The organism is Kribbella sp. CA-293567 (assembly GCF_027627575.1).
Classification (GTDB): Bacteria; Actinomycetota; Actinomycetes; order Propionibacteriales; family Kribbellaceae; genus Kribbella.
In genome coordinates this window covers 399,581-426,500 of record NZ_CP114065.1, presented here as the reverse complement: position 1 = coordinate 426,500, position 26,920 = coordinate 399,581, and the positions used below count along the sequence as shown (strand labels likewise).

Genomic DNA, 26,920 nt, shown 5'->3' with positions numbered 1-26,920 from the left:
GTAGATCCCGCCTAGCTGTGATGTCCAGGGAGGTTGGTCAGTCGGCTGATTGGTGGTTTGCCTCCGATGGCGGAGTGGGCTCGGTGGTGATTGTAGAAGTGGAGCCAGCCGGGTAGGGCTGTGTTGCGTTGGTTGGTTGAGTTGTAGAGCCGGGCGTAGGCCCAGCCGTCGGCCAGGGTGCGGTGGAAGCGTTCGATTTTGCCGTTGGTTTGTGGCCGGTAGGGCCGGGTGCGTTTCGGGGTGATGGCGAGTGCTGTGCAGGTGTCGTGCCAGGCGTGGGAGCGGTAGCAGGATCCGTTGTCGGACAGGACGCGTTCGACGGTGACGCCGTGGTGGGTGAACCAGGCGACGGCGCGTTGGAGTACTGCGGTGGCGGTGCTGGCTTTCTCGTTGGTGTGGATTTCGGCGTAGGCGAGGCGGGAGTGGTCGTCGATGACGGTGTGCACGAACGCGGTACCGATGTTGGGGTGGCCTTTGGCGGTGCGTCCGGTCCGTAGCGCGGTGCCGGCACGGTTTTTGTCGCCTTGTTGTTTGCCCAGGTAGCGCCAGCCGCCGCCGTCGGGAATGTTGGCGAATTTGGTGACATCGACATGGATCAGCGATCCGGGATAGTCGTGTTCGTAGCGGCGCAGGGGTTCGCCGGTGACCCGGTCGATCCGGGACAGCCGGTTGATTCGGCAGCGCACCAGTACTGCATGGACGGTGGAGGCGGGCAGGCCGAGGCGGCCGGCGATTTGTACCGGGCCGAGCCGGTGGCGCCACCGCAACCGCACGATCCGGCGTACCAGGTGTGGCGGGGTCTTGAAGGGGCTGCGGCGCGGGCGGGAGCTGCGGTCAGCCATCCCTGCAGGTCCTTCGGCGCGGTACCGCTGGGCCCATTTGCGCGCCGTTTTGGCTGCGACCATGAACATTTTCGCCGCCGCGGCACAGCTCCAGCCTTGATCGACGATCAGACGCGCGAGCCGTAGCCGGGTGCGGGGGGTCAAAGTCGCGTTAACGTGGGACACGAAGGCCTCCGGTGTGGTGAAGCGGTGAACTAGACAGCTCCACTTCACAACCGGAGGCCTTCACCTGTCACACCGACTCACCGCCGCAACACGGGACAACCTTCCTGGACATCACACCTAGCTCAGCGGCAAGCGCAGCTCCCGCGTCCCGGCTGGTCCGAGAGTGCACCACCACCTGGAAACCGTCAGCAGCGAACCGCCGTACCGTCGCCTCACCGATCCCGGACGTCGAGCCCGTCACCAACGCGACCTTCTGCATGGCCAACCCTTCAGGCGCGGTAGCGCAGACCGTCCAGCAGCAGATCGAGCAGGCGCCCGGTCTGCTCGCGGTCGGAGCCGGCTGCCAGCACCACACCGCTCAGGCTCATCAGCACGTCTTCGGCGGCGATGTCGGAGCGGATCTCATCAGCCGCTGCGGCGGCCTCCAGCAACGGCTGGATCGCGCCGACCAGCAACTCGAAGCTGTGGGCGTAGGGGTCGGCGCCGGCGGCGATCAACGCCCGGAGCGCGTCGGCCATCCCGATCTTGCGGGTCATGAAGTCGACGAAGCGATCCATCCAGGCGCGGGTCGCCTGCACCGGCGGCATCGCGGCCAGCAACTCGGGCGCCGCGGCGCACACGGTCGCCAGCTCGTTACGGTAGACCGCTTCGACCAGGGCCTCACGGGTCGGGAAGTGCCGGTAGAGCGTGCCGATCCCGACGCCGGCGTTCTTGGCGATGCTCTCCAGCGTCGAGTCCGGGCCGCACTCGGTGAAGGCCTTGGCCGCGGTCGCGAGCAGCAGGTCACGATTGCGCTGGGCATCCGCGCGCAGCGGCCGCTCGTTCGGCGTACCCATCCGGCCTCCTTTGCCGCAGCGGACGTGGACCACGAACCTAGCCGACCCCACCGGCGGGTTGTGAAACGGAGGATCTTCCGATCAACTGAGGATACCGGAGGTTCCTCCGGTTAACTCTGGCTCGCCAACTGGAAGTCGACCGAGCAGGGGGCCGCGACCTCGGTCCTGCTGGCCGGCTCCCCGTTGGTCGACGGCGTCTCCGGCCGGTACTTCGAAGACTGCAACGAGGCCGAGCAGACCCTCGTACCGGGAGTGTCCGGAGTTGCCCAGCACGCACTCGACCCGGAGGCCGCCACTCGCCTCTGGGAGCTCTCGCTCGACCTGCTGCTCCAGTAGCCGGGCGAGGCAGCATCCGGTCAGGTTTCCGGCTCGGCTACGGTCTGGCGCCGCGGGCCGGTAACCTGACCGACCGTGAGTGACTTGAGCATCCGGACCATCTCCGCCGAGCAGCACGCTGCCTATCTCGCGGCGCAGCCCTCGGCGAGCTTCCTGCAGACCCCAGGGTGGGCGGCGGTGAAGAGCGAGTGGAAGGCCGAGTCGCTGGGCTGGTTCGATCCGGCGGCTCCGAACGATCTGGTCGGCGTCGCTCTGGTGCTCTACCGGCAGATGCCGAAGGTCAAGCGCTACCTCGCCTACCTGCCCGAGGGCCCGGTGATCGACTGGGACGCGATCGACCTCGGCCGCTACCTGCGCCCGCTGGCCGCGCACACTGCCGAGCAGGGCGCGTTCGGGCTGCGGATGGGACCGCCCGTGCCGACCCGGCGCTGGAGCGCGAAGACGATCAAGGACGCGATCGCCGGCGGGCAGCAGCCCAAGCTCGGCGATGTCCGCCCGGACGTGATCGAGCCGTCCGGCGCGACCGTGTCCGCGCAACTGCGCGCGCTGGGCTGGAAGGCGCCGAAGACCGGCGAGGGCTTCGCAGCGGGACAGCCGCAGTTCGTGTTCCAGGTGCCGCTGGCCGGCAAGACGCCGGAGGACCTGCTGACCGGGATGAACCAGCAGTGGCGCCGCAACATCAAGAAGTCGGCCAAGCTGGGCGTCGAGGTCACCCAGGGCACGATCGAGGACCTGAAGGCCTTCCACGGCCTCTACCTCGAGACCGCCGAGCGGGATCACTTCACCCCGCGGCCGCTGCCGTACTTCGTCAAGATGTACGAGGCGATGGCCGACCAGCCGGCCGACTGCTGTGACTTCCGGGTCTACAACGCCCATCACGAGGGCGATCTGGTCGCTTCGACGATCTGGGTCCGGGTCGGCGGTCACTCCTGGTACTCCTACGGTGCCAGCTCGACCGCCAAGCGAGACGTCCGTGGATCGAACGCGATCCAATGGCGGATGATGTCGGACGCCCTCGCCGAGGGTGCGTCCGTGTACGACCTACGGGGCATCACCGACACCCTGGACGCGAACGACCCGCACGTCGGGTTGATCCAGTTCAAGGTCGGCACCGGCGGCGAGGCCGTCGAGTACGTCGGTGAGTGGGATCTGCCGTTGAACAAGGCGCTCTACACCGCATTCGACCTCTACATGAGACGGCGATGACAACATGCCCCTGATCCTGCACATCGATTCCGATCGGTGGCGCGACCATCTACGTTCCACGTGGAACCCCGACATCGTCCCGGTGGCCAAGGGCAACGGGTACGGCGTGGGCAACACCCGGCTGCTGGCCGAGTCCCGCGCGCTCGGCGCCCGGACCGTCGCGGTCGGCACCTACACCGAGGTCCCGCCGGACTTCAAGGACGACGTCGTGGTGCTCTCGCCGTGGCGCCCGTTCCTGGAGATTCCGCAGGGCAAGAACGTCATCCACACGGTCAGCCGGCTCGCCGACCTGGTCTCGATCCCGGCCGGCAGCCGGGTCCTGATCGAGGTCCAGACGTCGATGCGGCGGCACGGAATCGGCGCCCGCGAACTGCGGCACACGATGCTGCTGAACGCGCTGGACCGGATCAAGTTCGAAGGCTGGTCGCTGCACTTCCCGATGGGCGCGGGCGGCACGTCCGCGAACATCCGGGAGGCTCAGGAGCTCGGCCGCGCGGCCCGGGCGGTCCGCAACGGACCGCTGTGGGTGTCGCACGTTCCGGCCCAGAAGCTCGCCGACGTCGGCGAGAACGTGAAGCTCCGGATGGGCACCGGCCTGTGGCTCGGTGACCGCGGCGCGTTCAGCGTCCGCGCGACGGTTCTCGACGTGCACTCGGTCCGTCGCGGTGAGCGGGTCGGCTACCGGCAGCGCCGGGTGGCCGGCGACGGTCACATCCTGGTGGTCTCGGGCGGTACGGCGCACGGCGTCGGCCTGGAGGCCCCGACCGCCGCGGCCACCGTCCGCCAGCGGGCGATCGCGATGGCCAAGGGCAGCCTGGACGCCGCCGGGATGGCGCTCTCGCCGTTCACGATAGAGGGCAAACAGCGCTGGTTCGCCGAGCCGCCGCACATGCAGGCAAGCATGCTCTTCCTGCCGTCCGCGGTGGCACCGCCCGCTGTCGGCGACGAGGTCGGCGTCGACGTCCGCTACACCACCACCGTCTTCGACAAGGTGTCGATGGACTGACCCGGCGGCGATCCTCGAAGCCCGCCGGGTAGCACGACCCGGTGGGCGGATCGTGCTGGCCGGCCGGTCAGGCCGACCAGGGCCGGCGTGACCGGCTCCGCGCCGCAGTACCGGAGATCAGGCCCCGCTGACGCCCCTGGCCTTGAGACCGCCCCGCCAGCGGACGGTCGGCAGCAGAGCGTCCAGGTTCACCCGGTCCTTGTACTCGGCGACGATCGGGAACATCGACTCGATCAGCGTCTCCGAGAGCAGGTGCGGCTGCAGGCCGAGGCCGACCAGGCCGGTGTGCTTGACGTTGTAGTAGTGCTCGGGCTGCTCGACCCGCGGGTTCTCCAGGTGCTCGACCTGGACCGGGCCAGGGAAGCACTCGGCGACCTTCTCGGCGATCTCGCTGACCGAGTAGCTCTCCGTCATCTGGTTGAAGACGCGGAACTCGCCGACGTCGGCCGGGTTCTCGACCGCGAGCCGGACGCACTCGATCGTGTCGCGGATGTCCAGCAGACCGCGGGTCTGCCCCCCGGTCCCGTAGACGGTCAGTGGCTCACCGAGCACGGCCTGGATGACGAAGCGGTTGAGCACGGTGCCGAAGACCGCGTCGTAGTCGAAGCGGGTCGCCAACCGCGGATCCCGGATCGTCTGCGGCGTCTGCTGGCCGTAGACGACGCCCTGATTCAGGTCGGTGACGCGCAGCCCCCAGACCCGGCAGCCGAACTCGAGGTTGTGCGAGTCGTGCACCTTGCTCAGGTGGTAGAACGAGCCCGGCTTCTTCGGATAGAGCATCCGGTCCTTGCGGCCGTTGTGCTCGATCTCCAGCCAGCCCTCCTCGATGTCGATGTTGGGCGTGCCGTACTCACCCATCGTGCCCAGCTTGACCAGGTGGATGTCCGGATCGAGCTCGGCGATGGCGTACATCAGGTTGAGCGTGCCGATCACGTTGTTCTGCTGCGTGTAGACCGCGTGCGCCCGGTCGATCATCGAGTACGGCGCGGCCCGCTGCTCGGCGAAGTGCACGATCGCCTCGGGCCGGAACTCCTCGAGCACCCGATAGACGAAGTCGGCGTCGCACAGGTCACCCTCGTACGTCGTGAGCTGCTGCCCGGACACCTCCTGCCAGGCGGCGACCCTGGTCCGGAGATCCTCGATCGGCACCAGACTGTCGACCCCCAGTTCGCGGTCGTAACCGCGGCGGGCGAAGTTGTCGAGCACCGCTGTCTGGTGTCCGCTGTCGGACAGATGCAGTGCTGTCGGCCACCCCAGGTAACCGTCACCACCCAGGACGAGAACGCGCACGGCTCCAACCGCCTTCCGGACGAAGAAGATGCTTTGTTCTGTCATGTGTACCCACCTGACGCCGGAAACACCTGTGGACAAGCTGGCAATCTGCTGTGAATCGGCTCGCATCGGCAACGAAAGCGGCCGACGATGCAGAATGGGCTCGATGCAAGAACACACCGGAGCCTTCAGCAACGCCACCGGCCGCGCCCTCGAGCAGGGCGGCGCCGGCCAGCCGCGGTACCGCCGCTACCAGCGAGAACTGATCACGCCGTACTGCGGCCGCTCGGTGCTCGAGGTCGGCGCCGGACTCGGCGAGTTCGCCGCCGGCCTGACCGGTCTGGACCGGTTGGTGGTCACCGATGCCGACCCCGATGCGGTCGCCCTGATGGCCCAGCGGTTCGCCGGCCGACCCGAGGTCGAGGCGCAGCAATTTGCCTTGGGCAACAAATTTTCGCTGGCCGAGCCGGTCGAGACGGTGATCGCGATCAACGTGCTGGAGCACCTGGAGGACGACGCGGCGGCGCTGGCCGGCCTGGCGGAGCTGGTCGTTCCCGGCGGCACCATCGTGTTGTGGGTGCCCGGCTACCAGCAGCTGTACGGCGAGTTCGATCGACGCGTCGGGCACTTCCGCCGCTACACCCCGGCCACCGTCAGCGACGCCGTACGGCGGGCGGGACTACAGGTCGAGGTCGCGAAACCGGTCAACCTGCTGGGTGGAATCGCTTGGTGGGCAGCGGTTCGGCGAGGTGGCAGCACGGCGCCGAACCCGAAGCTGGTGGCGATCTACGACAGGTTCGTCGTACCGGTCACGCGGGCGGTCGAGCGCCGGATACCTGTTCCTTTCGGCCAAACCGTACTGTGCGTGGCACGTACTCCCGCAGCCAGGTAGTGGTCATCACTCGCGCGTAGTTGGCACCGTAGACGAGCCCCGGCCCCTTCTTGCTGGTCCCGTCTCCCCTGCGACGCATGGTCATCGGCAACTCGACCACCCGCGCACCACTGGCCAGTACTCCGAGCAGCAGTTCCGACGACTGGTACTGCGGCTCGCGTAGCGTCACCTGCCGGGCAAGACCTGCGCGCATCGCGCGGAAACCGAAGGACGTGTCGGTCAGGCGCCGGCGGGTCAGGATCGACGCCAGCGCAGCGAAGACGCGGACGCCGAGCCAGCGCAGCCTGCTGTCGGCATCCTCGGCACCCAACCGGCGCGACCCCGTGACGAAGTCCGCCTTGCCGTCCAGGATCGGCCGCAACAACACGTCGAGTTCGTCGTTGTCGTACTGCCCGTCGGCATCGGTCGTCGCGATGTACTGCGCTGCGCCCTGGCCCGCAAGGTGGTAGCCGAGTCTGAGCGCGGCACCCTGGCCGCGGTTGCGCGGGGCAACACACACGTAGGCACCGTGCGCAGCGGCGATCTCGGCCGTGTTGTCCTCGGCACCATCCACGACGACCAGTACGTCGACCGGCAGGTCGGCGCAGATCCTGGGCATGCCTGCCAGCACGGGTCCGATGCCACCGGCCTCGTTGTAGGCGGCAATGACTACGACCAGCGGGGCGAAGCTCACGTCACCGTGCCGGTCCCGGAAGTCGTCCAGCGCCTCGGAGTCGGTCCGGTCCGGGTAGCTGTCCAGCGGCGGCCTTGCCTGGTCCTTGCCGAGGATCGCGCGAAGTCCGATCGCTCCTGCCAGCGGGAACAGCACCAGGCCGGGCAGTTGGTAGCGCCAGGAGAACTCGAAAGCCGCAGATCCCATCAGCAGGATGACTCCGGCCGCAGCCGGCAGCAGTGCAGCTGCGCGGAGCCCTGACTGCTTGGCTCGGCCTGCACCAGCTACTGCAGCCAACGCGAATAGGACAGCTAGCCCCAGCACAACACCTGACGTATAGCCGCCGTTGAGCTGGTAGGCCCGCAGTACGGCCGCTGGGCCGTGGTTGACGTGCGGCTCCATTCCACCCCAGAGCCGCGAGGCCTTGGCCGTGTTGGGATCTTCCAGGTTCGGGTAGGTCAACTGGAACTGCCAACGCTCCAGCGGTACGTCATCCGGCGACGTGGTCCGGGTCGGCGCGAAACCCTTCGCGAAGTCCTTGAGCGCGGCCCACGCGACATCGAGCGGCTGATGCCTTAGCACCAGCGCGCCGAACTCCTGAGCCAATTGCTGCTTGTTGGTGCCTGGTGGCAACTCGCCCGGCCAGTTGGGATCGCCAAGGTGGTTGTGCGCGTACTTGTCGACGCCCAGGCGCTGGCCGAGCGGCTCCTTGGGGCAGAACAGCTTGGTGCCCTCGTCGAGCGGCAGCTTGGCGCAGTCGGCGACCACTGCGGCCCGGCCGTACAGGACGGTGTTGTCGGCGCCCGAGAGGGCCCACTTGCCCGTCTCGCTGTGGATGTAGCCGACGTAAGAGCCGAAGACGACAGCGAAGCCGGCCAGTACGGCAGCGGTTCGCAGTACGAGCCGGGTGCGGTGGTGGCGCCAGTCGGAGCCGACCACCACCACGTACAGGACGGCAGCGACGATCAGGGTGAGACCGATCGTCCGCACCGCAAAGGCGGCGCCCAGGAGCAGACCCGCCAGCAGCGCTCGCCTCCACCCGGGCTTGCCCCAACCGAGGAGAGTCCAGAGGACACCGACGAGCAGTACGTCGAAGGTGGTCTCGGCCATGATGTTCTGCTCGATCTGCACCTGGTAGGCGTCGAGCAGGAGCGGTGCCGCGGCCAGGGCGGCCAGCCACTTGTAGACGCTGAGCCTCCGGGCCAGGGCGTAGACGGCGATCCCCAGGCCGAGCCCGGCGAGGTGCTGCACGATCACCACGGCGGTGAGACCGCCGAGGTCGACCAGCGGCTTCAGGACGAAGTCGTAGCCGATCGGGTTGAGCTGATCGGCCCGCAGGTGCTTCATGTTGTTCAGGTACTGCACCGAGTCGGTGTAGATGATGGCCGGCCGATAGGCGACGGTCGCCAGCACACGCAGCACCAGGCCCGCCACCAGGAAGGTGACGAGCAGCCAGTGGGCCCGGAGGCCCCGCCTCACTGGGACTGGAAGTACTGCCACGTTCGCGCCAAGCCGTCTTCCAGCGAAACCGTCGGCCGGTAGCCGAGCTTCTCCGCGCTGGCAGACACGTCGACCACCACAGCGGGCATCTCCCCGTCCGGCGCCTCCACGTGCTCTGCCGGCACGGCGGCGCCGGTCACCGCGCGCACAGTGTCGAGCAGGTCGAGCACGGAGACCGAGTTGCCGGAGCCGATGATGGCCCGGCCGTCGAAACGGTTGTCGAGCGCCAGCAGGACGGCAGCGACCACGTCGTCGACGTACACGAGGTCGCGGCGCTGCTTGCCGTCGCCGTAGACCTCCACACCGCCGCCGGTCAGCGCCGCCCGCATCATCCGCGGTACGAAGCTGTCCTTGTGGCCCATGCCGGGCCCGTAGACGTTGGTGAAGCGCAGCGCCGCCGTCGCCAGGTCATAGCTGCCGGAGTACGCCGAGAGCAGCATCTCCGCCGCAGCCTTCGTCGCGCCGTACGGCGTGAGTGGGTGCAACGCGCGCTCGGCAGTGATCGTCTCGGTGCCGACGTCGCCGACCACGGCGTTGGTGGAGGCCAGCACGAAGCTGTCCACGCCACTGCCCCGGGACAGCTCGAGCAGCACCTGGGTGATGGTCACGTTCTCGGCGAAGGTCCGCATCGGGGAGCCGACGGAGCGCAGTACCGAGGTCAAAGCCGCCAGATGCACCACCGCCCGCGGCCGGGTCTCGAACGCCGCGATGCAGACCTCCTGCTCGGACAGCTCACCGGTGATCGCGGTCACGCCCTCGTCCCACGACTCGTCCGGCGGCTCCCGGTCCACCGCCGTCACCGGCAGGTCCCGCTCCCGCAACGCGGCCACCACGGCCCGCCCGATGAAGCCGGAGGCACCCGTCACGAGCACCCTGTCGTCGAATCCGTCCATGTCCGCCAACCTACCGCCGTGGCCAGAACCGGTCGCCACCCGCGCAGGCTCCGCTCAACCGTGGCATCCCAGCCGTAGGGTTCGGTGACGAACCCTTGACCCGGGGTGACGAAGCTGGGCATCATCAGCCCCGACGCGGGCTGACAACCTTGTCATCGGGGCCGCGTAAACCTCCGGCACACGGCGACCGCCGTACGCCGGTTCCGTCGTGCAAGGAGCGTAGATGGATCTCCGCCGCCCCCTGGGGCTCGTCACGTCTCTCGGGCTTGTTGTGACAATGTCTGCCATGTCCTCCACATCGTCGAGCGCCGCGTCCGACCCGGGCCCGGCCGCCGAAGCACAGCCGGCCGCGACCGGTACCAGCTTCTTCACCTCCTTCGAGCCGGGCCAGCCGCAGCCCGGGTACACCGACGCGGTCGAGACCGGACCCGACGGGCAGCCACGCAGCGGCGGGGTCGAAGGACCGACGCCGACCGGGATCGGCGGCTCCGAGATGGACAAGGTCGTCAAGGTGACCGCCAACGGCGAGAACACCGGCGGCGGTGAGATCGCGTCCAACGTCGCCGACGGGGACAAGTTCACCAAGTGGCTGGTCTTCGAGCCGGCCGGCTGGCTGACCTACGAGACGTCGGCGCCGGTGGTGATCCGCAAGTACGCGCTCACTTCGGCCAACGACGCGGAGGGGCGCGACCCGCAGAACTGGACCCTGTCCGGTTCGGTCAACGGCACGACCTGGACCACGCTGGACACCCGGAGCGGCCAGAGCTTCGAGAACCGGTTCCAGACCAAGGAGTACAGCTTCACCAGCGCGACGGCGTACAAGTTCTTCAAGCTGGACGTCACGCTGAACCACGGCGAGGACATCGTCCAGCTCGCCGACTGGTACCTGTCCAACGGCGCCCCGCTGCCGCCCCCGGGCAAGACCGTCGAGTCCCGGCTGGACTCCGGTCCCACCAGTGCCTACAACGCGCGGGCCCGGACCGGCTTCACCGGCGTCAAGTCCTTCCGGTACGCCGGTCACCAGACCGCCGAGGGCCGCGGCTTCAGCTGGAACAAGATCGCCGACGTCGACCTGACCATCGGTCCGGACACCCGGCTCGGCTACAAGATCTTCCCCGAGCACGTCGAGGGTGACCTGAGCTATCCGAGCACCTTCGCGGCGGTCGACCTGGCCTTCTCCGACGGCACCTACCTGAGCGACCTGAAGGCCAAGGACCACCACGGCTTCGAGCTCAGCCCGCGCGGACAGGGCGACGCCAAGGGACTGTCCACGAACCAGTGGAACAACGTCGAGGCCGACCTGGGCAAGGTCGCGGCCGGCAAGACGGTCAAGCGGATCCTGGTCGGCTACGACAAGGCATCCGGCCCGGCGGACTTCCGCGGCTGGATCGACGACCTCCGGATCAGCAAGGCGACCACCACGGACGCCGCCTCGCAGCTGACCGCCCGGCACCACCCGTCGGACCTGGTGGCCACCACCCGCGGCACCAACTCCACCGGCGGCTTCTCCCGGGGCAACAACTTCCCGGCGACCGCCGTACCGCACGGCTTCAACTTCTGGACGCCGGTGACGAACGCGGGTTCGACGTCCTGGCTGTACGACTACGCCAAGGGCAACAACGACCAGAACAAGCCGGAGATCCAGGCGTTCTCGATCAGCCACGAGCCGAGCCCGTGGATGGGTGACCGGCAGACCTTCCAGGTGATGCCGTCGACGGCCGAGACGCCGACCGCGAACCGCAAGGCGCGGGCCTGGGCGTTCAGCCACGACAACGAGATCGCCCGGCCGCACTACTACGGCGTCACCTTCGACAACGGCAACGCGGCCGAGCTGACCCCGACCGACCACGCGGCGATGCTGCGGTTCTCGTTCCCGGCCGGCCGGGCGAAGCTGATCTTCGACAACACCAGCAACCTCGGCGGCCTGACGCTGGACCCGGCGACCGGCGTGGTCACCGGCTACAGCGACGTGAAGAGCGGGCTGTCCACCGGCGCGGGCCGGCTGTTCGTGTACGGCGTCGTCGACCAGAAGGTCGTTGCCAGCGGCAAGCTTTCCGACGGTGGCGGCGCCAATGTCGGCGGGTACTTCTCCTTCGACCCCAAGGTCAAGCAGGTCCAGCTCCGGCTGGCCACCTCGCTGATCGGCACCGAGCAGGCGAAGAAGAACCTCGAACTGGAACTGCCTGCGAGCAGCCGGTTCGAGAAGGTCCGCAACGCCGCCCAGAACGCGTGGGACGCCAAGCTCGGCACCATCGAGGTCGACGGCGCCACCACCGACCAGCTGATGACCATCTACGGCAACCTGTACCGGCTGTTCCTCTACCCGAACAACGGCTCGGAGAACACCGGTACGGCGAGCAAGCCGGTGATCACCTACGCGTCGCCGACCTCACCGAAGGTCGGGACCGACACTCCCACCAAGACCGGCTCGAAGATCGTGGCCGGCCAGACCTATGTGAACAACGGGTTCTGGGACACCTACCGGACCGTATGGCCGGCGTACAGCCTGTTCGCGCAGGACACGGCCGCCGACCTGGTCAACGGGTTCGTCCAGCAGTACAAGGACGGCGGCTGGATCTCCCGCTGGTCCTCGCCGGGCTACGCCAACCTGATGGTCGGCACCAGCTCGGACGTCGCCTTCGCTGATGCCTACCTGAAGGGGATCAAGGGCATCGACGTCCAGGCGGCGTACGACGCGGCACTAAAGAACGCGGCCGCCCGTCCGCCGACGGACAACGTCGGCCGCAAGGGTCTCGACCGCTCGGTGTTCAACGGCTACACGGCCAACACCACCGGTGAGGGCTTCAGCTGGTCGATGGACGGCTACATCAACGACTACGGCATCGCCAACATGTCCAAGGCGCTGTACGACGCGGCAAAGAGCGACGACCCGCGCAAGCAGGAGTACAAGGACAATTACGACTACTACCTGAACCGCGCGCGGAACTACGTGACGCTGTTCGACCCGGCGCTGAACTTCTTCCAGGGCAAGGGCCCGGACGGCGTCTGGGGCCACTCGCCGAGCACCTTCGACCCGCGCGACTGGGGTCACGACTACACCGAGACCAACGCCTGGAACATGGCCTTCTCCACTCCGCAGGACGGCGCCGGCCTGGCCGCGCTGTACGGCGGTCGCGAGGGTCTGGGCAAGAAGCTCGACGAGTTCTTCACCACCCCGGAGGACGCGCTGCACACCGGCGGCTACGGCGGCACGATCCACGAGATGCTCGAGGCGCGGGACGTCCGGATGGGCCAGTACGGCCACAGCAACCAGCCGTCGCACCACATCGCGTACATGTACGCCTTCGCCGGGCAGCCGGCCAAGACACAGGAGAAGGTCCGCGAGGTGCTGGACCGGCTCTACCTGGGGTCCGAGATCGGCCAGGGATACCCGGGCGACGAGGACAACGGCGAGATGTCGGCCTGGTACCTGTTCAGCATGCTCGGGTTCTACCCGCTGCAGGTCGGCTCGCCGTCGTACGCGATCGGGGCGCCGCTGTTCACCCGGGCCGCGGTCCGGCTGCCCGGCGGGAAGAAGCTGACCGTCGTCGCGCCGAACAACAGCGCCACGAACAAGTACGTGAAGAGCGTCAAGGTCAACGGCAAGGCCTGGACCTCGACCAACCTGCCGCACGACCTGATCGGCAACGGCGGCAAGATCGAGTTCGAGATGACGGACAAGCCGTCGGCCTGGGGCACCGGCAGCGACGATGCTCCGCCGTCGCTGACGACTCCGGGCGAGGACCCGAAGACGTGGCGCGACTCGACCGAGGACACCGGCGCGGTCGTGGCGGCCGGCGGGGTGGATGTCACCGCGCTGACCGACAACGACTCGAAGAAGCAGGTCACGCTGACCGGCGCCGCTCCGACCGTGACGGTTCAGTTGCAGCAGGGCCGGCCGGTCACGATGTACACGCTGACCAGCGGAACCACCGGTACGGCGCCCGCGGGCTGGACGCTGGAGGGGTCGAACGACGGGACGACGTGGGCCGAGGTGGACAAGCGGAGCGGCCAGGAGTGGGCGTTCCCGGCGTACACGAGGTCGTTCAGCGTTGCTTCGCCGAAGGCCTACACGCAGTACCGGCTGGTGCTGACGCCGGCGGCCGGGGCCACCGGCGTGACGCTGTCCGAGCTGGAACTGCTCGGCACCGTGAAGGGCATCGAGGCCGGGACGCACCCGAGCGAGCAGCGGGTCGCCCGGACCAAGCCGAGCCCGACGCCGTCGCAGTCCATCGATCGGAACTACGGCTGAGTTGAAGTACGGCGCCGCACCGGCCCGACCGGTGCGGCGCCGTGTTCCTCGCGGTCGAAAAGGGCAAAAAAATTTCCGGCGGAACCTGCCCCTGAGAGGTTCCGCCGGACACCTACGGCCTGCCGGCCGGAAACTTATGGAGGGGTGGCGACCCCGCCCGGCCTGCCACCCCAACACCAGTACTGACGAGCAAGGCCGCGGTTAGGTTGCCTTGGGCCGAAACTGTCCACATCGTGGACGTTCAGGCGAGCGGCGTGCAGAATCCACACTCCGCGGCAGCCGCCGCGAGCGGCCAGGCCGAGCCGGGCTCGAGCGACCGCGCGACCTCCTCGACCCGCGCGTTCTGCCGGCTGCCGTCGCCCACATAGTGGTTGGCCGACACGTGCGCCCACTGGTCGCCTTCACCGCGGACCCAGGCGTGGGCCTTGACTCCGTCCAGACCTCGCCAGATCCCAGGCTGGATTTCCACGCAGCTCTTCGTCGTACTGGCCGGGGCGAGATCGGTGAAGCCGGTGCACGGCGCCGACGACGACGGCAGCTTCCGGAGGGTGATGTCGATGTCGGCGCTTCTGGTGCCATCACTACTCGCCGGCTCCAGTACGGCGTACGTCACACCGGTCGTCCCGTAGCCGACGGCCCACAGGTCCGTGCCGGCCAGTTCGGGCTGAAGCGGCCGCTCGACCAGGCTCGCGATCCCGCGCTGCGCCTGGCGGACGTCGTTGAGCTCCTTGACCAGCGGGACGGTGGCGACGCCGAGGACGGCGGCCAGCACCAGGACCGCGATCGGTTTCGGCCGCTCCCAGCCACCCGCTGCCTGGCTGAGCGTGAAGCCGACGACCAGAGCGAGTGCTGCACCGAAGTACAGGAGAGGCGCCCAGCCCCACTGGGCCCACCAGAGGTTCGCGCCGGCGGTCAGCAGGAACGCGATGCCGGCTCCCACCCCGAACGCCACTCCGATCTGCAACCGCACGGCCAGCACGATGGCGGTGATCGCGGCGGCGACCGATCCGGCGATCAGCGCGGTGAAGAGTCCCGCCAGCAGCGCCCAGCATTCGTCGTCCGGAGCACAACGGGCCTCGTAGACCGACGTACCGATCAGCCCGGCCGCCACTGCGACCAACAGTCCAACGGCAAGTGCCCCCGCGAAGCACCTGACTTGTCCGGTCAGCCGCTCGCTACCACTCGCTTCGTCCGTCATACGACTGACGGTAGGTGAGCTTGCTCGGCGTCCGCGTGAGCACAACTACTCAGCTCTCCCCGGGTCGCTCAGCGCCCGGTGCTCAGCCGGTCCAGCGGCCGGTGAAGAAGGCGGCGGCCCAGATGGCTGCCAGGGGTATCGCCACCGCCAGGTAGAGGCGGCCCAGCCAGGGTCTTCGGTGCAGCAGCACCGCCAGGCCGATCCACAGTGGCCACCACAGCAGGGTGGCGCGGGTCAGCGAGTAGATCCAGAACGAGGTGACGAACGCCGCGATCGTGCTGGCCACCCAGGCCGCCTCGCCCCAGGAGTGCCGCCGGACCAGCCACAGCAGCACCAGCAGGCCGATCAGCAACGTCACCAGCTCGGCCCGGAACATCCAGGTCCAGTCGCTGCGATCCGCCGCGAAGTGGCCCTTCGTCGCGGCCTCGACGGTGTGCATCAGCGAGACCCACGGCGCAGTGAACTCGCGGGCCCAGCCCTTGTCCTGCGCTTCCTGCCAGGCGAACCAGGAGCCGTGGATCTGCTTCAGGTAGGCCATGAACCCGAGCACCGGGACGAGCGGCAGCGCCAGCCACGGTACGGAGTACCAGTCGCGCTTCTTCGAGGTCAGGAACTCGACGCCGAGCGCGAAGATCAGGAACAGCCCCGAGACCCGGACCGTCGACGCCAGCATGACGAAGAGGGCGGCCCGCGCCCACCTGCCCTGCCGCGCCGCGAGCCAGCCGGGGAAGGCGAACGCGCAGAACAACGCCTCCGTGTACGGCGCCGCGAGGAACACCCCGACCGGAGCCGCGAACCAGATCAGCGCCGCCTTCGGCCCTAGCTCACTGAGCTGGGGAAACTCGTGCTGCGCCAGCTTGGCGAGGTAGACCCCCGCGACGGCGCTGGCCACCAGCGAGATCACCACGCCACCCGCGACCGGACCGATCCCGGTCCAGCCGACCACCCGCATCAGATAGGGCAGCCCCGGGAAGAACGCCGCGAGCGGAGCCCCGGACGGCTCACCCTGGTTGTAGCCGAAGTCCGCGATCGCCTTGAAGTGCCAGACGTCCCACTGCAACCAAGCACGCCACACGTTGGGGTATTCGCTCCCCCGGTTGAACAACAACGGCGCCGACACCGACAGCACGAAGATTCCGATCCGGGTGACCAACCACCACCCGAGCGTCTCCCGCACCACCAGCTCAGGCCGCCACCGAATCCCGACCGCGGCTCCGTCCTTGGCCCGCCGAGCCCGCCGCGGCTGCTCCTCCGGAGCCGACCGCTCAGCAACCACCAGACGCCCGTTTCTGCGCGCGGCTCCACCGCCACGCAGCATTCTGTCCAGGCGCCCTCACACCCCCATCGTGCCCCATCCACATTTCCCAGTCGAACGAGACGCCTCACCGCTGAGGCTCGCCGGCGCCCTTCGCTCGCCGCCACACCACTGCACCGCCGAGCACCATCACCAGCCCGAGCCCGATGACCACCAACGGCAGGACGGTCACGTTGCGAGACACCAGCTCCAGCTCTTCCCCCGTCTCCGGCCACCGGCACACCGAGCTGACCGGAAACGCCCCCGGCGTCCTCGTCGGCATCCCACCGAAGTCCCGGTTGAGTCCACCCCGCGCGGTCGCGCAAGCCTCACTCGCGGGCTGGATCGGCGAGTACGCGGAGGCGAGGAAGAACCCGTAGATCAGCGCACCGGCCAGCACGACCCCACAGCCGTACAGCGCGACCGTCCGCCCTCGCACCGGCCTCATCCCCTCACCTCACCCGAATGCAGGAGACGGCACCCCGGTCGGGGTGCCGTCTCCTGGAGCTACTGATTGTCCGGGTCGTCCGGTGTTCCCGGTGGATCCGTCGGTCTGGTCGGAAGCGTCGGGAACGTCGGCTTGGGAGGCTTGGTCTTCGTCGGGGTGTCCGACGGAGACGGCGACGACGGCGGCGGTGAACTCGGCGGGGGCGGCGGCGTGCTGGAGGGAGGCGGCGTGCTGGCCGGCGGCGGAGGCGTGCTGCTCTTCGGCGGCGTGGCCGTCTTCGGCGGCGGGGTGTACGTCGGGGTCGGCGTACCCATGTTCTCCTCCGACGGCTCCGAGAACGGCTCCTCGGGCAGGTCCTCCATCGACGGTTTCATGAAGTCGACCCAGGTCTTGGTCGGGTAGTTGCCACCGAAGAAGGCGGGGTCGTCGCTGAACGGGTCGAGGTCGGACTCACCCTCCTTGCCGGCGCGGTACAGCACCGCGGTCGACAACTGGGGCGTGTAGCCGACCCACCAGGAGGTCAGCGTGTCCGAGCCGTCCTTGAACTGCTTGCACTTGCACTTGGCGTTCGCCCGGCGGTGATCGACGGAGATACCACCGGCCGTACCGGTCTTGCCCGCGGCCGGCCGGCCGAGCTCCTGCGCCCGGTTTCCGGTGCCGTTCTTGTCCTCCACGACCTGCTGCATCGCGTAGCTGGTCGTCTTGGCGATCTCCGCCTCGATCGCCTGGACCTGCTTGTACTTCGACTTCGCCGCCCAGACCACCTTGCCGGTCTGGTCCCTGACCTCACTGATCACGTGCACGGGGACGCGTTTGCCGTCCGCCGCGAAGGTCGAGTACGCCCCGGCCATGTCCACCGGCGACGCGTACGCGTTCGGACCGAGGACCAGCGCGGGCGCGTCGCGGTCGGAGGCCGGGATCTTCGGGATGCCGGCCGCTTCGGCCATCTCGACCACCTTGCCGGGCCCGCCCTCCATCTGCCGGTCGACCAGGTCGTAGAACGCCGTGTTGACGGACATCTCGGTGGCCCGCAGCAGGCTGACCCGGCCGTAGTCCTCACTCAGCTCGTTGTCGTACTTGCCGCCCCGGATCTCGATCGGCCCGTCGCCTTCGAAGGTGTCCTCGAGGGTCTTGCCGTCCTTGAGCGCCGCCGCCACCGCGAACGGCTTGAACGACGAACCGGGCCTGGCCTTCGAAGTGGCCCAGTTGATCTGGCTCTTCAGGAAGTCCGGTCCACCGACCATCGCGACCAGCTCACCGGTCTGCGGGCGGACCGAGGCAAGGCCGACATGCAGGTTGGCCGCGCTGCCCGGTTGCTTGTCGCTGAAAACGGCCGCGACGGCGTTCTTCTGGAGTCCGTAGTCGAAGGTCGTCCGGACCTGCAGGCCGCCACCGTCGATCTGGTCGTCGGTGAAGCCCTCCTTGGCCAGCTCCTTGCGCGTCATGTCGAGGAGGAAACCCTGCCAGCCCTTGTACCGGCTGCTCTTCTGCCGCTTGTTGATCTTGGGCAGCCGCGCACTGTACTGCGCCGCCTTCGCCTCGGTGATCGAGCCGGTCTGCCGCATCCCGTCGATGACGTACTGGTACCGCTCGATGATCCGCTTCTGCGCCGCCGGGTTGTCCGGGTCGAACCGGGTCGGGTTGTTCAGCACCGTCGCCAGGAACGCGGCCTGCTGGGGACTCAGGTTCTTCGGGTCCTTGACCTGGAAGTAGGCGTCACCCGCGGCGGCGATGCCGTACGCGCCCTCACCGAAGTAGATCGTGTTCAGGTAGCCCTCGAGGATCTCTTTCTTGTCCTGCGAACGGCTCAGCTTGGTGGCGATGAAGAGCTCGGAGAACTTCCGCGAGAAGGTCCGCTCCTGGTTCAGGTACATGATCTTCACGTACTGCTGGGTGATCGTCGAGCCACCCTGCAGTTGCTTACCGCGCACGATGTTGAAGGCGGCCCGCGCCATCCCCGACGGCGAGATGCCGGGGTTCGTCCAGAAGGTCCGGTCCTCGGCCGCGATCACGGCGTCCTGGACGTACTTCGGAATCTCCGCCAACGGCACCGAGCGCCGGTTCTGCTCGAAGAACGTGCCCAACGGTTGCTTGCCGTCGGAGTACGTGACCTGCGTCGTGTTGGTCGCGAACTCCTTGTTCGGGTCCGGGATGTCCGTGGTCTGGTAACCGATGAAGAAAGTGGCCACGGCACCGATCACCCCGAGGAAGCCCAACGCGAGCATCCAGCCCAGTACCCGCAGCGCCCAGTGTTTCTTTCGGCGTACCGCGCGGGTGGGGGCCTTCCTACGAGCTTCACTCACAGTGCAATCCTCGACGATCTCGCTGAAGTCATTGCGACCCAGAGTACGGCGGATGTGGTAACGGACCCTATTCCGCCTGGATCGTAGCCGTCCCGGCGGTCAGGCCGGCATCAGCCCGTCACGTGGGGTGCCAGCAGCGTCACGGCGATCAGGGCCGCCGGGAAGCAGGCGAGGAACATGGTGAACGTGTAGCCCATGATGTCGCGCGCCTTGAGCCCGAGGACGGCCAGCGTCGGCAGCATCCAGAACGGCTGCAGCAGGTTGGCGCTCGCCTCGCCGAGGTCGTAGACGACCACCATCCAGCCCGCGTCCACCTTGAGCTGGTTCGCCGCGTCCAGCACGTACGGCGCCTCGATCACCCACTTGCTGCCGCCGCTGGGCACGAACACGCCGAGGATGCAGGAGTAGATCGCCACCAGGGGCGGGAAGAAGAACTGACTGCTCGCCTGGACCAGCCACCCGGCCAGCCGGGCGGAGATCCCGGTGTACGCGATCATGCCGAAGATGCCGCCGTACAACGGGAACTGCAGCAGTACGCCGGCCGCCGCCGGTGCGCCGTCCCGCACCGCCCGGGCCATCCGCCAGGGCCGCCAGTGCAGCAGCATGGCGAGCAGGAACAGGATCAGGTTCACCGTGTTCAGGTCGAGCGCGTTGAAGAAGCTCTTGCCGTCGAAGTACCGGAGCAGGTAGATCGAGCCGAGCAGCACCACCAGCAGGCTGAACAGCGGCGAGTGCTCCAGCCAGTCACCCGGCCGGCGCTTCTCGTCCTCGGCGCCGTCCACCCGCTGGCCGTTGTCCCGCTGTCCGTTGTAGGGCGAACCACGGCCGATCAGCGGCCGCAGCTCGATCCCGAGGTCCTCCGCCGTCTTGGCGTTGTCCTCGCCCGGCGCGACGAACCACGCCATCGCCACGCCCACGACGTACACGAAGAGGGTGGCGAGGAGCGCCTGCCAGGTGAAGATCGTTTCGCTGAGCGGAATCAGTCCGGAGGCGCGACCGCCTTCCCGGATCACCTCCTGCACAGGGGCGGGGCTGCTGCTCGCACTGGCGACCTGCAGGGCCGCCGAGCCGGACAAACCCTGCGCCCAGACCGTGCCGAGCCCCAGGAACGCCATCGCGCCCAGCGCCCGGTAGTCGGCCTTCGGCACGTTGCGGGCGACCTCACGGGCCAGGATGGCGGCGAAGATCAGGCTGAACGCCCAGTTCAGGTACGACGCCAGCATGGCGACCGCCGCGACGAAGGCGACCGCCGTACGGGGTGACCTGGGGATTCGCGCGAGCCGGGTGATCAGCCGCGCGACCGGGCCGCTGGTGGCCACGGCGTACCCGCCGATGATGATCATCGCCATCTGCAGCGTGAAGGTGATCAGGCTCCAGAAGCCGAGACCCCAGGCGTCGATCAGGCCGAACCCGTTGGTCGCCGCCGGGTCGTCCGGCCGTTTCAGCAGCGGCTCGCCGGTGACCAGGCCGAAGACGAAGACCAGGAACGTGCCGACCAGGACGAAGCCGAACGCGTCCGGCAACCACTTCTCGGTGAAGGCGGTGAAGCGCAACGCGGTCCGGGCCAACGGGCCCTCGCCCTCGGTGCTGTGCTTCGCGTGCTTCCCATGGCTGTCCGCCATGACCCTCCGCTCCTGACCCACGACGCTGTGTCAGCTGATTAACGCAGCTCAGCGTCTGACGTAACAGGTTTTTCGTTCAGCGCGTCGTGATGTACCTGACAAAGCCCGCCTTTGTCAGGAGTTGTCCACCGGCGGACTCGTGCTTACAGTGGCGGAGCGATGTATCAACTCGATACATCAGGTCATGACATAGCCATGACAAAATGGTCGAGGGAGGTGGGTCATGGGAAACCGCAGTGGGGTCCTGGAACTCGCCGTACTCGGCCTGTTGCACGAAGCGCCGATGCACGGTTACGAGCTCCGCAAGCGCGTCAACGCCCAGTTCGGGTGGGGACGCGTGTTGTCGTTCGGGTCGCTCTACCCGTGCCTGAAGGCGATGCTCCGCAACGGACTGATCTCCGCCGACGCCGGTACGCCGGACGCCGGGCGGAGACAGAAGATCGTTTACACGATCACGGCCGACGGCAAGGACCACTTCGCCAGCGCGATGCACGACGCCGGTCCGTCGGCGTGGGAGGACGACACGTTCGGCGTCCGGTTCTCGTTCTTCGGCCGGACCGACCCGGCCACCCGGTTGCGCATCCTCGAGGGCCGACGGGCCCGGATGGAGGAGCGGCTGGCCAACTTCCGGGCCGCGATGAGCCGGACCGCGGAGCGGGTCGACACGTACACCCTCGAGCTGCAACGGCACGGCCTGGAGTCGGCCGAGCGAGAGGTCCGCTGGCTGAACGAGCTGATCGACGGCGAACGCAGCCGGCAGCGGACCCCCGAAGAGCACCAACCGCCTGTACCACCCCCCAACTAAGGAGTTCCAGATGACCTCGATCCGCGTAGCGATCGTCGGTGTCGGCAACTGCGCCAGCTCGCTCGTCCAGGGCGTGCACTACTACCGCGACGCGAAGCCCGACGAGCGCGTTCCCGGTCTGATGCACGTCCAGTTCGGCGAGTACCACGTCCGCGACGTCGAGTTCGTCGCCGCGTTCGACGTGGACGGCAAGAAGGTCGGCCTCGACCTCGCCGACGCGATCGGCGCCAGCGAGAACAACACGATCAAGATCTGCGACGTGCCGCCGAGCGGTGTCACGGTGCAGCGCGGTCACACGCTGGACGGTCTCGGCAAGTACTACCGCGAGACGATCACCGAGTCCGACGCGTCGCCGGTCGACGTCGTCGCCGCCCTGCGTGAGGCGCAGGTCGACGTACTCGTCTGCTACCTGCCGGTCGGTTCGGAGCAGGCCGCGAAGTTCTACGCCCAGTGCGCGATCGACGCGAACGTCGCGTTCGTCAACGCGCTGCCCGTGTTCATCGCCGGCACCAAGGAGTGGGCGGACAAGTTCACCGCCGCGGGTGTCCCGATCATCGGCGACGACATCAAGTCGCAGATCGGCGCCACCATCACGCACCGCGTGCTGGCCAAGCTGTTCGAGGACCGCGGCGTCACCGTCGACCGGACCTACCAGCTGAACGTCGGCGGCAACATGGACTTCAAGAACATGCTGGAGCGCGACCGGCTGGAGTCGAAGAAGATCAGCAAGACCCAGTCCGTCACCTCGCAGCTGGTCGACGACATCGACCCGCGCAACGTGCACATCGGCCCGTCGGACTACGTGGCCTGGCTGGACGACCGCAAGTGGGCCTTCATCCGGCTCGAGGGCCGCAACTTCGGCGACGTCCCGCTGTCGCTGGAGTACAAGCTCGAGGTGTGGGACTCGCCGAACTCGGCCGGCATCATCATCGACGCGATCCGCGCGGTGAAGATCGCCAAGGACCGCGGCATCGGCGGCCCGATCCTGTCCGCCTCGTCGTACTTCATGAAGTCGCCGCCGGAGCAGTACGCCGACGACGTCTGCCGTGACCTGGTGGAGAAGTTCATCAAGGGCGAGATCGAGCGCTGACCCAGGTACTCCGGTACTGCGGGCCCCGCGACCCTTCCCGGGTCGCGGGGCCCTGGTGCGTTCTGTCGGTGGTGATCGGTAGCGTTCCGGGTCATGCGGCTGCATGTGGGGTGCGCGATGTGGACGCACGCGCCGTGGAACGGGCGGTTCCTGCCGCATCCGTTGCCGTCCTCCGAGCGCCTGGAGGCGTACGCGACCTGGTGCAACGCGGTCGAGGGCAACACCACCTTCTACGCGACGCCGGCCCGCGCGACCGTGCAGATGTGGGCCGATCAGGTGGCGCCCGGCTTCCGGTTCGTGCTGAAGCTGCCGAAGACGATCACCCACGACCTGCGGTTGCACGACGCCGCCGATGCCGAGCTGCGGACCTTCCTGCACGCGATGCGGCCGCTCGGTTCGCGGGCGCATGCTCTGTGGATCCAGTTGCCGGCCTCGTTCTCACCGAACGAACTGGGCTCGCTGGCCGCCTTCCTGCACCGAGCGCCGTCGGCCTTCCGGTATGCGGTCGAGGTGCGGCATCCGGCGTTCTTCGAAGAGGCTCGGTGGACGCAGCAGCTCGAGCAGATCCTCGGGCGGGCCGGAGCCGAGTGGGTTCCCTTCGACACCGTGACTCTGTTCGAGACTCCTGCCGACAGTTACGGCGAGCGGGAGGCGTGGATGAAGAAGCCGCGGCTGCCTCGGCGTACTCGGGCGCTGACGGAGTTCCCGATCGTGCGGTACATCGGCCGGGACGATGTGTCCGTCACGATCAAGGGCTGGCAGTACCTCGCGGAGCAGACCGCCGTCTGGCTGCGTGAGGGCCGGTCGCCGACCGTCTTCCTGCACACGCCCGACAACGTCGAGGCGCTTGCGCTCGCACGACGTTTCTACGACGACGTCCGCGCTCTGGTGCCGGAGCTCGCGGAGTTGCCGGCACCTCTGACGGCACCGGCCGAGCCGCCCACGCTCTTCTGAGGGTTATCCACAGCTGACGAATCCGTAGCTGCGCGCGGCCCGAATCTCCATATGTTCCCTGGCGAGACCCCATCTCCGGGAGGACAGCCATGGAATCCAGTCACGACCGCCAGGCCCGCCTACAGGTGCTGATCGCCGATCTGCGCCAACGCGCCGCTGCCTGCGAGGACCCCAACGAGAAGACCAACCTCCGTCGATCCGTGGACTCCCTGGTCCGCCTGGCCGCGGCGCACCAGTCATGATCACCTCGTTCGAGGGCCTGCTGGAGCAGCACGCCTCCGCCGCCTTGCGGGTCAGTGGAGCCGACCAGTCCTCGTGGAGCGGTGAGATCGTCGAAGCCGGCGAAGGAATCCTGGGCCTGGCGCACTGGGACGGCACGCTCCACCTCGACCGCGAGTTCATCCTCGACCCGTTGCGCGAGCTCTACGCCCGCGCAGGTGAACCACGCGGCGACGCCGAGCTCCTGCGCTATCGCGAGGCACTGGTCACGCTGCTGCACGAGCAATCCCACTTCCTCGGCCCGGCCGGCGCTACCCAGAAGGCAGCCCGCACCGCCTTCAGCCTCCCCGGCGGCCGGGCTCTGGAGGAAGGCGTCGCCGAGGCCTGGGCCCACGATCACTTGAACGAGTACCTCCGCGACCTCGAGATCGACAAGGTTGCCCCCGGCATCCTCGACGTCCGCTGCGAACCGTCGTACGCCGCTTTCGTCCCCGCCGTCCGTCTCCTCACCACCGACCTCGACCAGCAAGCCGCGGCCCCACCCGGCGAAGCCCTCCACCTGCTCAATCGCCAAACCGCCGAAGGCCAATGGCATCAAGTGGTCGCCCGCATCTACCACTCCAGCCGCCTTCCCCACCTTGTCCCGGCTGCCGAAGCCCCCGCCATCCGCCTCCACCTCGAACAAGCCCTCCGCGCATCCTTCAAAGGCCTGGAGCTCTACGAACCCCTCCCCCGAGGCTTCGCCGCCTCCCGCTCCCACGCGGCCACAACCCGCATGATCTCCCTGCTCCACCAGGAGGTAGCAGTCACCGAACGCCGCTACACGCCTGCCCCACGGTCACCCCGAGTCCAGTTGACGTTCCCGCCGCCCCCCAAGCCCCTCGACGCCTCCGCGCCCTCTCCTCCACTCGCCACCCCACCGCAGCTTTCCTCGGAGCCTCAGCGCTCCACCCCACCTCGGCTCTCCTCGAAGCCTGAGCTCTTGACCCCACCTCGGGTCTCCTCGGAGAGTCAGTTCTCCACCCCACCTCAGGTTCTCTCGGAGCCTCCGAGCTGCACCCCACCTCAGGCTTCCACCCCGTCGCCTGCTTCGCCCTCCCCGGCGGCCACCGTCACGCCGATCAATTCACCCCACCTTGCCCTCCACCACGCCTTCGCCGGCCTCACCCCACCAACTGCCTCCATCAGCGCACCACCCAACGCTCCGCCATCACCGACCCCTCCGGCCGGCTCCGCAAAGCAACGGGACCTTTAGCCCTTGGGACCGCCCCGTCCGACTAGCTGGGTGGAACTGGCTCAACCAGCCCAGTGCTGCCGTCAATCCTGATCCGCTGGTTGTCGCGAAGCGCCCTCATCGCATCGACAACCCCAAGAACAGCAGGAACACGGTGCTCACGGGCAACGATCGCGGCATGCGACAGACGGCCACCGACTTCCGTCACCACCCCCGCCACACAACTGAACAGCGGAGTCCACCCAGGATCGGTGAACCGGCACACCAAGATGTCGCCCTGCTCAACCCGCCCGAAGTCCTCGACACCATTGACGATGCGTGCCGGACCGACGGCAACCCCGGCGCTGCCACCAACTCCCCGGAGTACGTCGAGATCCGCTGCCACCGATTCGCCGGAGCCAGTCGCCGCTCCATCGGAATCGGTTGCCGCTGAGCTGCTGGTCGGGTCCAGCGGAGCCGTGATGGGGCGAGACTGAAGCAGCCAGATGTGGTTGTTCTCCAGGGCGAACTCGATGTCCTGTGGTTCGCCCATGAGGTCGGCTGTTCGCTGGCCGAGCTGGATGATCCGGTGAGCCTGCTCGTCGGTGAGGCACAACTGCTGCTGTTGAGCGAGCGGAACTTCGGTGGTGGCGATGCCGGACGTCCCGGCGTGCGCTGCAGTTGAAGCGGGCGTGGTGAGGCGATCTCGACGAGTTTGCTTCGTCCCCAGAGTGCGGTTGAGGGCGCCGGTCGAGGTGAGGACGTACGTGTCCGGGGTGACCGAACCTTGCACGACGCTCTCCCCCAACCCCCAGGACGCTTCCAGTACTGCGGTGTCGGGGTTGCCGCGAGGGTCTGCAGTGAAGAGGACACCTGCCACTTCGGCATCCAGGTGGCGTTGGATCAACACCGCGATGCCGGGTGCTTCGCGGCGCGGGTCGCCACTGAGGCCAGCTCGGTACGCGATCGCTCGAGGGCTCCAGAGAGAGGCCCAGATTGCCTGGATCTTCGCGGTGAGATTCGGGAGGCCCTGAATCCCGAGGTAGGTGTCGTGCTGGCCGGCTGCTGAGGCTGTGGGGGTGTCTTCGGTGGTGGCTGAGGAGCGTACGGCGACGGGGGTGTTGCCCAGGGCGGCCAATGCTTTGGACAGGTGGTCGAGGAGCTGAGCGGGAACCGGCTGGGCTTCGACGAGGAGGCGGGCCTCGTCCGGATTCTGGCTGGTGAGCGCGCGGGGCAGGTCGAGATGCGCGGTGGCGGCTCGGTAGGCGGCGACCGGGATGACGAACGCGGGTGGCACCGAGAATCCGGCTCGGCTCAGCCCGCCCAGGACAGCGGCCTTCGCGCCGGCGTTCTGGGGCGTGGCTTCGGTGAGACGGATGATCAAGCGAATCTCTCCAGTCGCGAATCGGAGTCCAGCCAGAGCGAACAGATCTCAACAAGATGTTGACAACATTCTGTTGATAATGGACTGTTTCGAGGTGCAGCGCAATCAGAGGTGGCTCAGTGAGTGATCAGGATCAGGCCGAGCGGGAGCGGGCGGCCAGGGAGGTTTTGCTGGCGGCTGGGGCGGACGGCCTCGACCAGCGGCCGTGGCAGATTGGTGCGATGCCGCCGTCGGCGGTTGATCTCGTTCAGTTCTTCTTGTGGCACTCGAGGACGGCGGCTTTCGGCGAAGAAGGTGAGGGCGATCAGAAGCTGACTGACGAGGTGGAGGCTGCGCTGCAGTTGCTCTCGGCCGCGCGGGCGGAGCTCGATCAGTTGGAGACCGGGCTCCTGTTCGCCGCCCGCGGGCTCGGGCTGACCTGGGCTCAGATGGCGACGGCGCTCGGGCTGAACTCGCCGCAGGCCTGTCAGCAGCGACTGGATCGACTCACTGCCCGAGGAAGCCGCCCGACGGAACGGCCGGCGCAGTGAGCGGCGCG

General features: G+C 68.0%; 22 protein-coding genes and 1 pseudogene. 11 read left to right on the top strand and 12 right to left on the bottom strand.

The window, feature by feature from the left end; genetic code table 11:
* Window positions 1-11: 11 nt before the first annotated feature.
* From OX958_RS01995 to OX958_RS01985, 3 genes are all read right to left on the bottom strand, one after another.
* Entirely contained in the window at window positions 12-1,007 is a 996-nt protein-coding gene (locus OX958_RS01995) for an IS481 family transposase (protein ID WP_270135063.1), read from the bottom strand.
* Window positions 1,008-1,074: 67 nt separating this feature from the next.
* Window positions 1,075-1,266, bottom strand: a complete 192-nt coding sequence (locus OX958_RS01990) for an SDR family oxidoreductase (RefSeq protein ID WP_270135293.1) — start codon at window positions 1,264-1,266, stop codon at window positions 1,075-1,077.
* Between the two features lie 10 nt (window positions 1,267-1,276).
* Window positions 1,277-1,843 (bottom strand): TetR/AcrR family transcriptional regulator, encoded by a 567-nt coding sequence (locus OX958_RS01985; RefSeq protein ID WP_270135291.1) that lies wholly within the window; start codon window positions 1,841-1,843, stop codon window positions 1,277-1,279.
* Between the two features lie 183 nt (window positions 1,844-2,026).
* Between OX958_RS01985 and OX958_RS01980 the strand changes: the two genes are divergently transcribed.
* From OX958_RS01980 to OX958_RS01970, 3 genes are all read left to right on the top strand, one after another.
* Complete coding sequence (locus OX958_RS01980; RefSeq protein ID WP_270135290.1) at window positions 2,027-2,179, top strand: hypothetical protein; 153 nt, start codon at window positions 2,027-2,029, stop codon at window positions 2,177-2,179.
* A 75-nt stretch (window positions 2,180-2,254) separates the two neighbouring features.
* Complete coding sequence (locus OX958_RS01975; RefSeq protein ID WP_270135288.1) at window positions 2,255-3,385, top strand: lipid II:glycine glycyltransferase FemX; 1,131 nt, start codon at window positions 2,255-2,257, stop codon at window positions 3,383-3,385.
* Between the two features lie 4 nt (window positions 3,386-3,389).
* Window positions 3,390-4,391, top strand: coding sequence for an alanine racemase (locus OX958_RS01970; RefSeq protein ID WP_270135287.1), 1,002 nt, complete (start codon window positions 3,390-3,392; stop codon window positions 4,389-4,391).
* Window positions 4,392-4,508: 117 nt separating this feature from the next.
* Here the strand turns inward: OX958_RS01970 and OX958_RS01965 are convergent, their stop codons facing one another.
* The gene (locus OX958_RS01965; RefSeq protein ID WP_270135285.1) at window positions 4,509-5,726 is read right to left on the bottom strand and encodes an NAD-dependent epimerase/dehydratase family protein; all 1,218 of its coding nucleotides are present in this window, start codon (window positions 5,724-5,726) and stop codon (window positions 4,509-4,511) included.
* A gap of 103 nt (window positions 5,727-5,829) precedes the next feature.
* On the opposite strand from OX958_RS01965, the gene OX958_RS01960 reads away from it, so the two are divergent.
* Window positions 5,830-6,555, top strand: coding sequence for a class I SAM-dependent methyltransferase (locus OX958_RS01960; RefSeq protein ID WP_270135283.1), 726 nt, complete (start codon window positions 5,830-5,832; stop codon window positions 6,553-6,555).
* Here OX958_RS01960 and OX958_RS01955 read toward each other — a convergent pair.
* Window positions 6,473-8,686 (bottom strand): glycosyltransferase family 2 protein, encoded by a 2,214-nt coding sequence (locus OX958_RS01955; RefSeq protein WP_270135282.1) that lies wholly within the window; start codon window positions 8,684-8,686, stop codon window positions 6,473-6,475. The two genes, OX958_RS01960 and OX958_RS01955, sit on opposite strands and share 83 nt — an antisense overlap.
* Entirely contained in the window at window positions 8,683-9,600 is a 918-nt protein-coding gene (locus OX958_RS01950; protein ID WP_270135281.1) for an NAD-dependent epimerase/dehydratase family protein, read from the bottom strand. The genes OX958_RS01955 and OX958_RS01950 overlap by 4 nt, the downstream gene beginning before the upstream one ends.
* Window positions 9,601-9,886: 286 nt before the next feature.
* On the opposite strand from OX958_RS01950, the gene OX958_RS01945 reads away from it, so the two are divergent.
* Window positions 9,887-13,852 carry a GH92 family glycosyl hydrolase gene (locus OX958_RS01945; RefSeq protein ID WP_270135280.1) on the top strand — a complete coding sequence of 1,322 codons (3,966 nt, stop codon included), beginning with the start codon at window positions 9,887-9,889 and terminating at the stop codon, window positions 13,850-13,852.
* A 241-nt stretch (window positions 13,853-14,093) separates the two neighbouring features.
* On the opposite strand, the gene OX958_RS01940 is transcribed toward OX958_RS01945, so the two are convergent.
* The 5 genes and pseudogenes from OX958_RS01940 to OX958_RS01920 all read right to left on the bottom strand — a co-directional run bounded on the left by OX958_RS01940 (window position 14,094) and on the right by OX958_RS01920 (window position 20,717).
* Window positions 14,094-15,050: a hypothetical protein gene (locus OX958_RS01940; RefSeq protein ID WP_270135278.1), complete on the bottom strand. Its 957-nt coding sequence runs from the start codon at window positions 15,048-15,050 to the stop codon at window positions 14,094-14,096.
* A gap of 697 nt (window positions 15,051-15,747) precedes the next feature.
* Window positions 15,748-16,368, bottom strand: a pseudogene (locus tag OX958_RS35315) (mannosyltransferase family protein); the annotation flags it as partial.
* Window positions 16,369-16,432: 64 nt separating this feature from the next.
* The gene (locus tag OX958_RS01930; RefSeq protein WP_270135276.1) at window positions 16,433-16,792 is read right to left on the bottom strand and encodes a hypothetical protein; all 360 of its coding nucleotides are present in this window, start codon (window positions 16,790-16,792) and stop codon (window positions 16,433-16,435) included.
* Between the two features lie 59 nt (window positions 16,793-16,851).
* Window positions 16,852-19,095, bottom strand: a complete 2,244-nt coding sequence (locus tag OX958_RS01925; RefSeq protein WP_270135274.1) for a transglycosylase domain-containing protein — start codon at window positions 19,093-19,095, stop codon at window positions 16,852-16,854.
* Between the two features lie 110 nt (window positions 19,096-19,205).
* A complete protein-coding gene (locus tag OX958_RS01920; protein WP_270135272.1) occupies window positions 19,206-20,717 on the bottom strand; it encodes a short-chain fatty acid transporter in 1,512 nt (503 codons plus the stop codon).
* Between the two features lie 223 nt (window positions 20,718-20,940).
* On the opposite strand from OX958_RS01920, the gene OX958_RS01915 reads away from it, so the two are divergent.
* The 5 genes from OX958_RS01915 (at window position 20,941) to OX958_RS01895 (ending at window position 25,040) form a co-directional block, all read left to right on the top strand.
* Window positions 20,941-21,522, top strand: coding sequence for a PadR family transcriptional regulator (locus OX958_RS01915; RefSeq protein ID WP_270135270.1), 582 nt, complete (start codon window positions 20,941-20,943; stop codon window positions 21,520-21,522).
* Window positions 21,523-21,532: 10 nt separating this feature from the next.
* Window positions 21,533-22,612: an inositol-3-phosphate synthase gene (locus OX958_RS01910; RefSeq protein ID WP_270135268.1), complete on the top strand. Its 1,080-nt coding sequence runs from the start codon at window positions 21,533-21,535 to the stop codon at window positions 22,610-22,612.
* Between the two features lie 93 nt (window positions 22,613-22,705).
* A complete protein-coding gene (locus OX958_RS01905; RefSeq protein WP_270135266.1) occupies window positions 22,706-23,566 on the top strand; it encodes a DUF72 domain-containing protein in 861 nt (286 codons plus the stop codon).
* An 89-nt stretch (window positions 23,567-23,655) separates the two neighbouring features.
* Window positions 23,656-23,808, top strand: a complete 153-nt coding sequence (locus OX958_RS01900) for a hypothetical protein (RefSeq protein WP_270135264.1) — start codon at window positions 23,656-23,658, stop codon at window positions 23,806-23,808.
* Window positions 23,805-25,040, top strand: a complete 1,236-nt coding sequence (locus OX958_RS01895) for a hypothetical protein (protein WP_270135261.1) — start codon at window positions 23,805-23,807, stop codon at window positions 25,038-25,040. The genes OX958_RS01900 and OX958_RS01895 overlap by 4 nt, the downstream gene beginning before the upstream one ends.
* 22 nt (window positions 25,041-25,062) lie before the next feature.
* Here OX958_RS01895 and OX958_RS01890 read toward each other — a convergent pair whose 3' ends face one another.
* Window positions 25,063-26,382 (bottom strand): PEP/pyruvate-binding domain-containing protein, encoded by a 1,320-nt coding sequence (locus OX958_RS01890; RefSeq protein ID WP_270135259.1) that lies wholly within the window; start codon window positions 26,380-26,382, stop codon window positions 25,063-25,065.
* Between the two features lie 119 nt (window positions 26,383-26,501).
* On the opposite strand from OX958_RS01890, the gene OX958_RS01885 reads away from it, so the two are divergent.
* The gene (locus OX958_RS01885) at window positions 26,502-26,912 is read left to right on the top strand and encodes a hypothetical protein (RefSeq protein WP_270135256.1); all 411 of its coding nucleotides are present in this window, start codon (window positions 26,502-26,504) and stop codon (window positions 26,910-26,912) included.
* The last annotated feature ends 8 nt before the right edge of the window (window positions 26,913-26,920 follow it).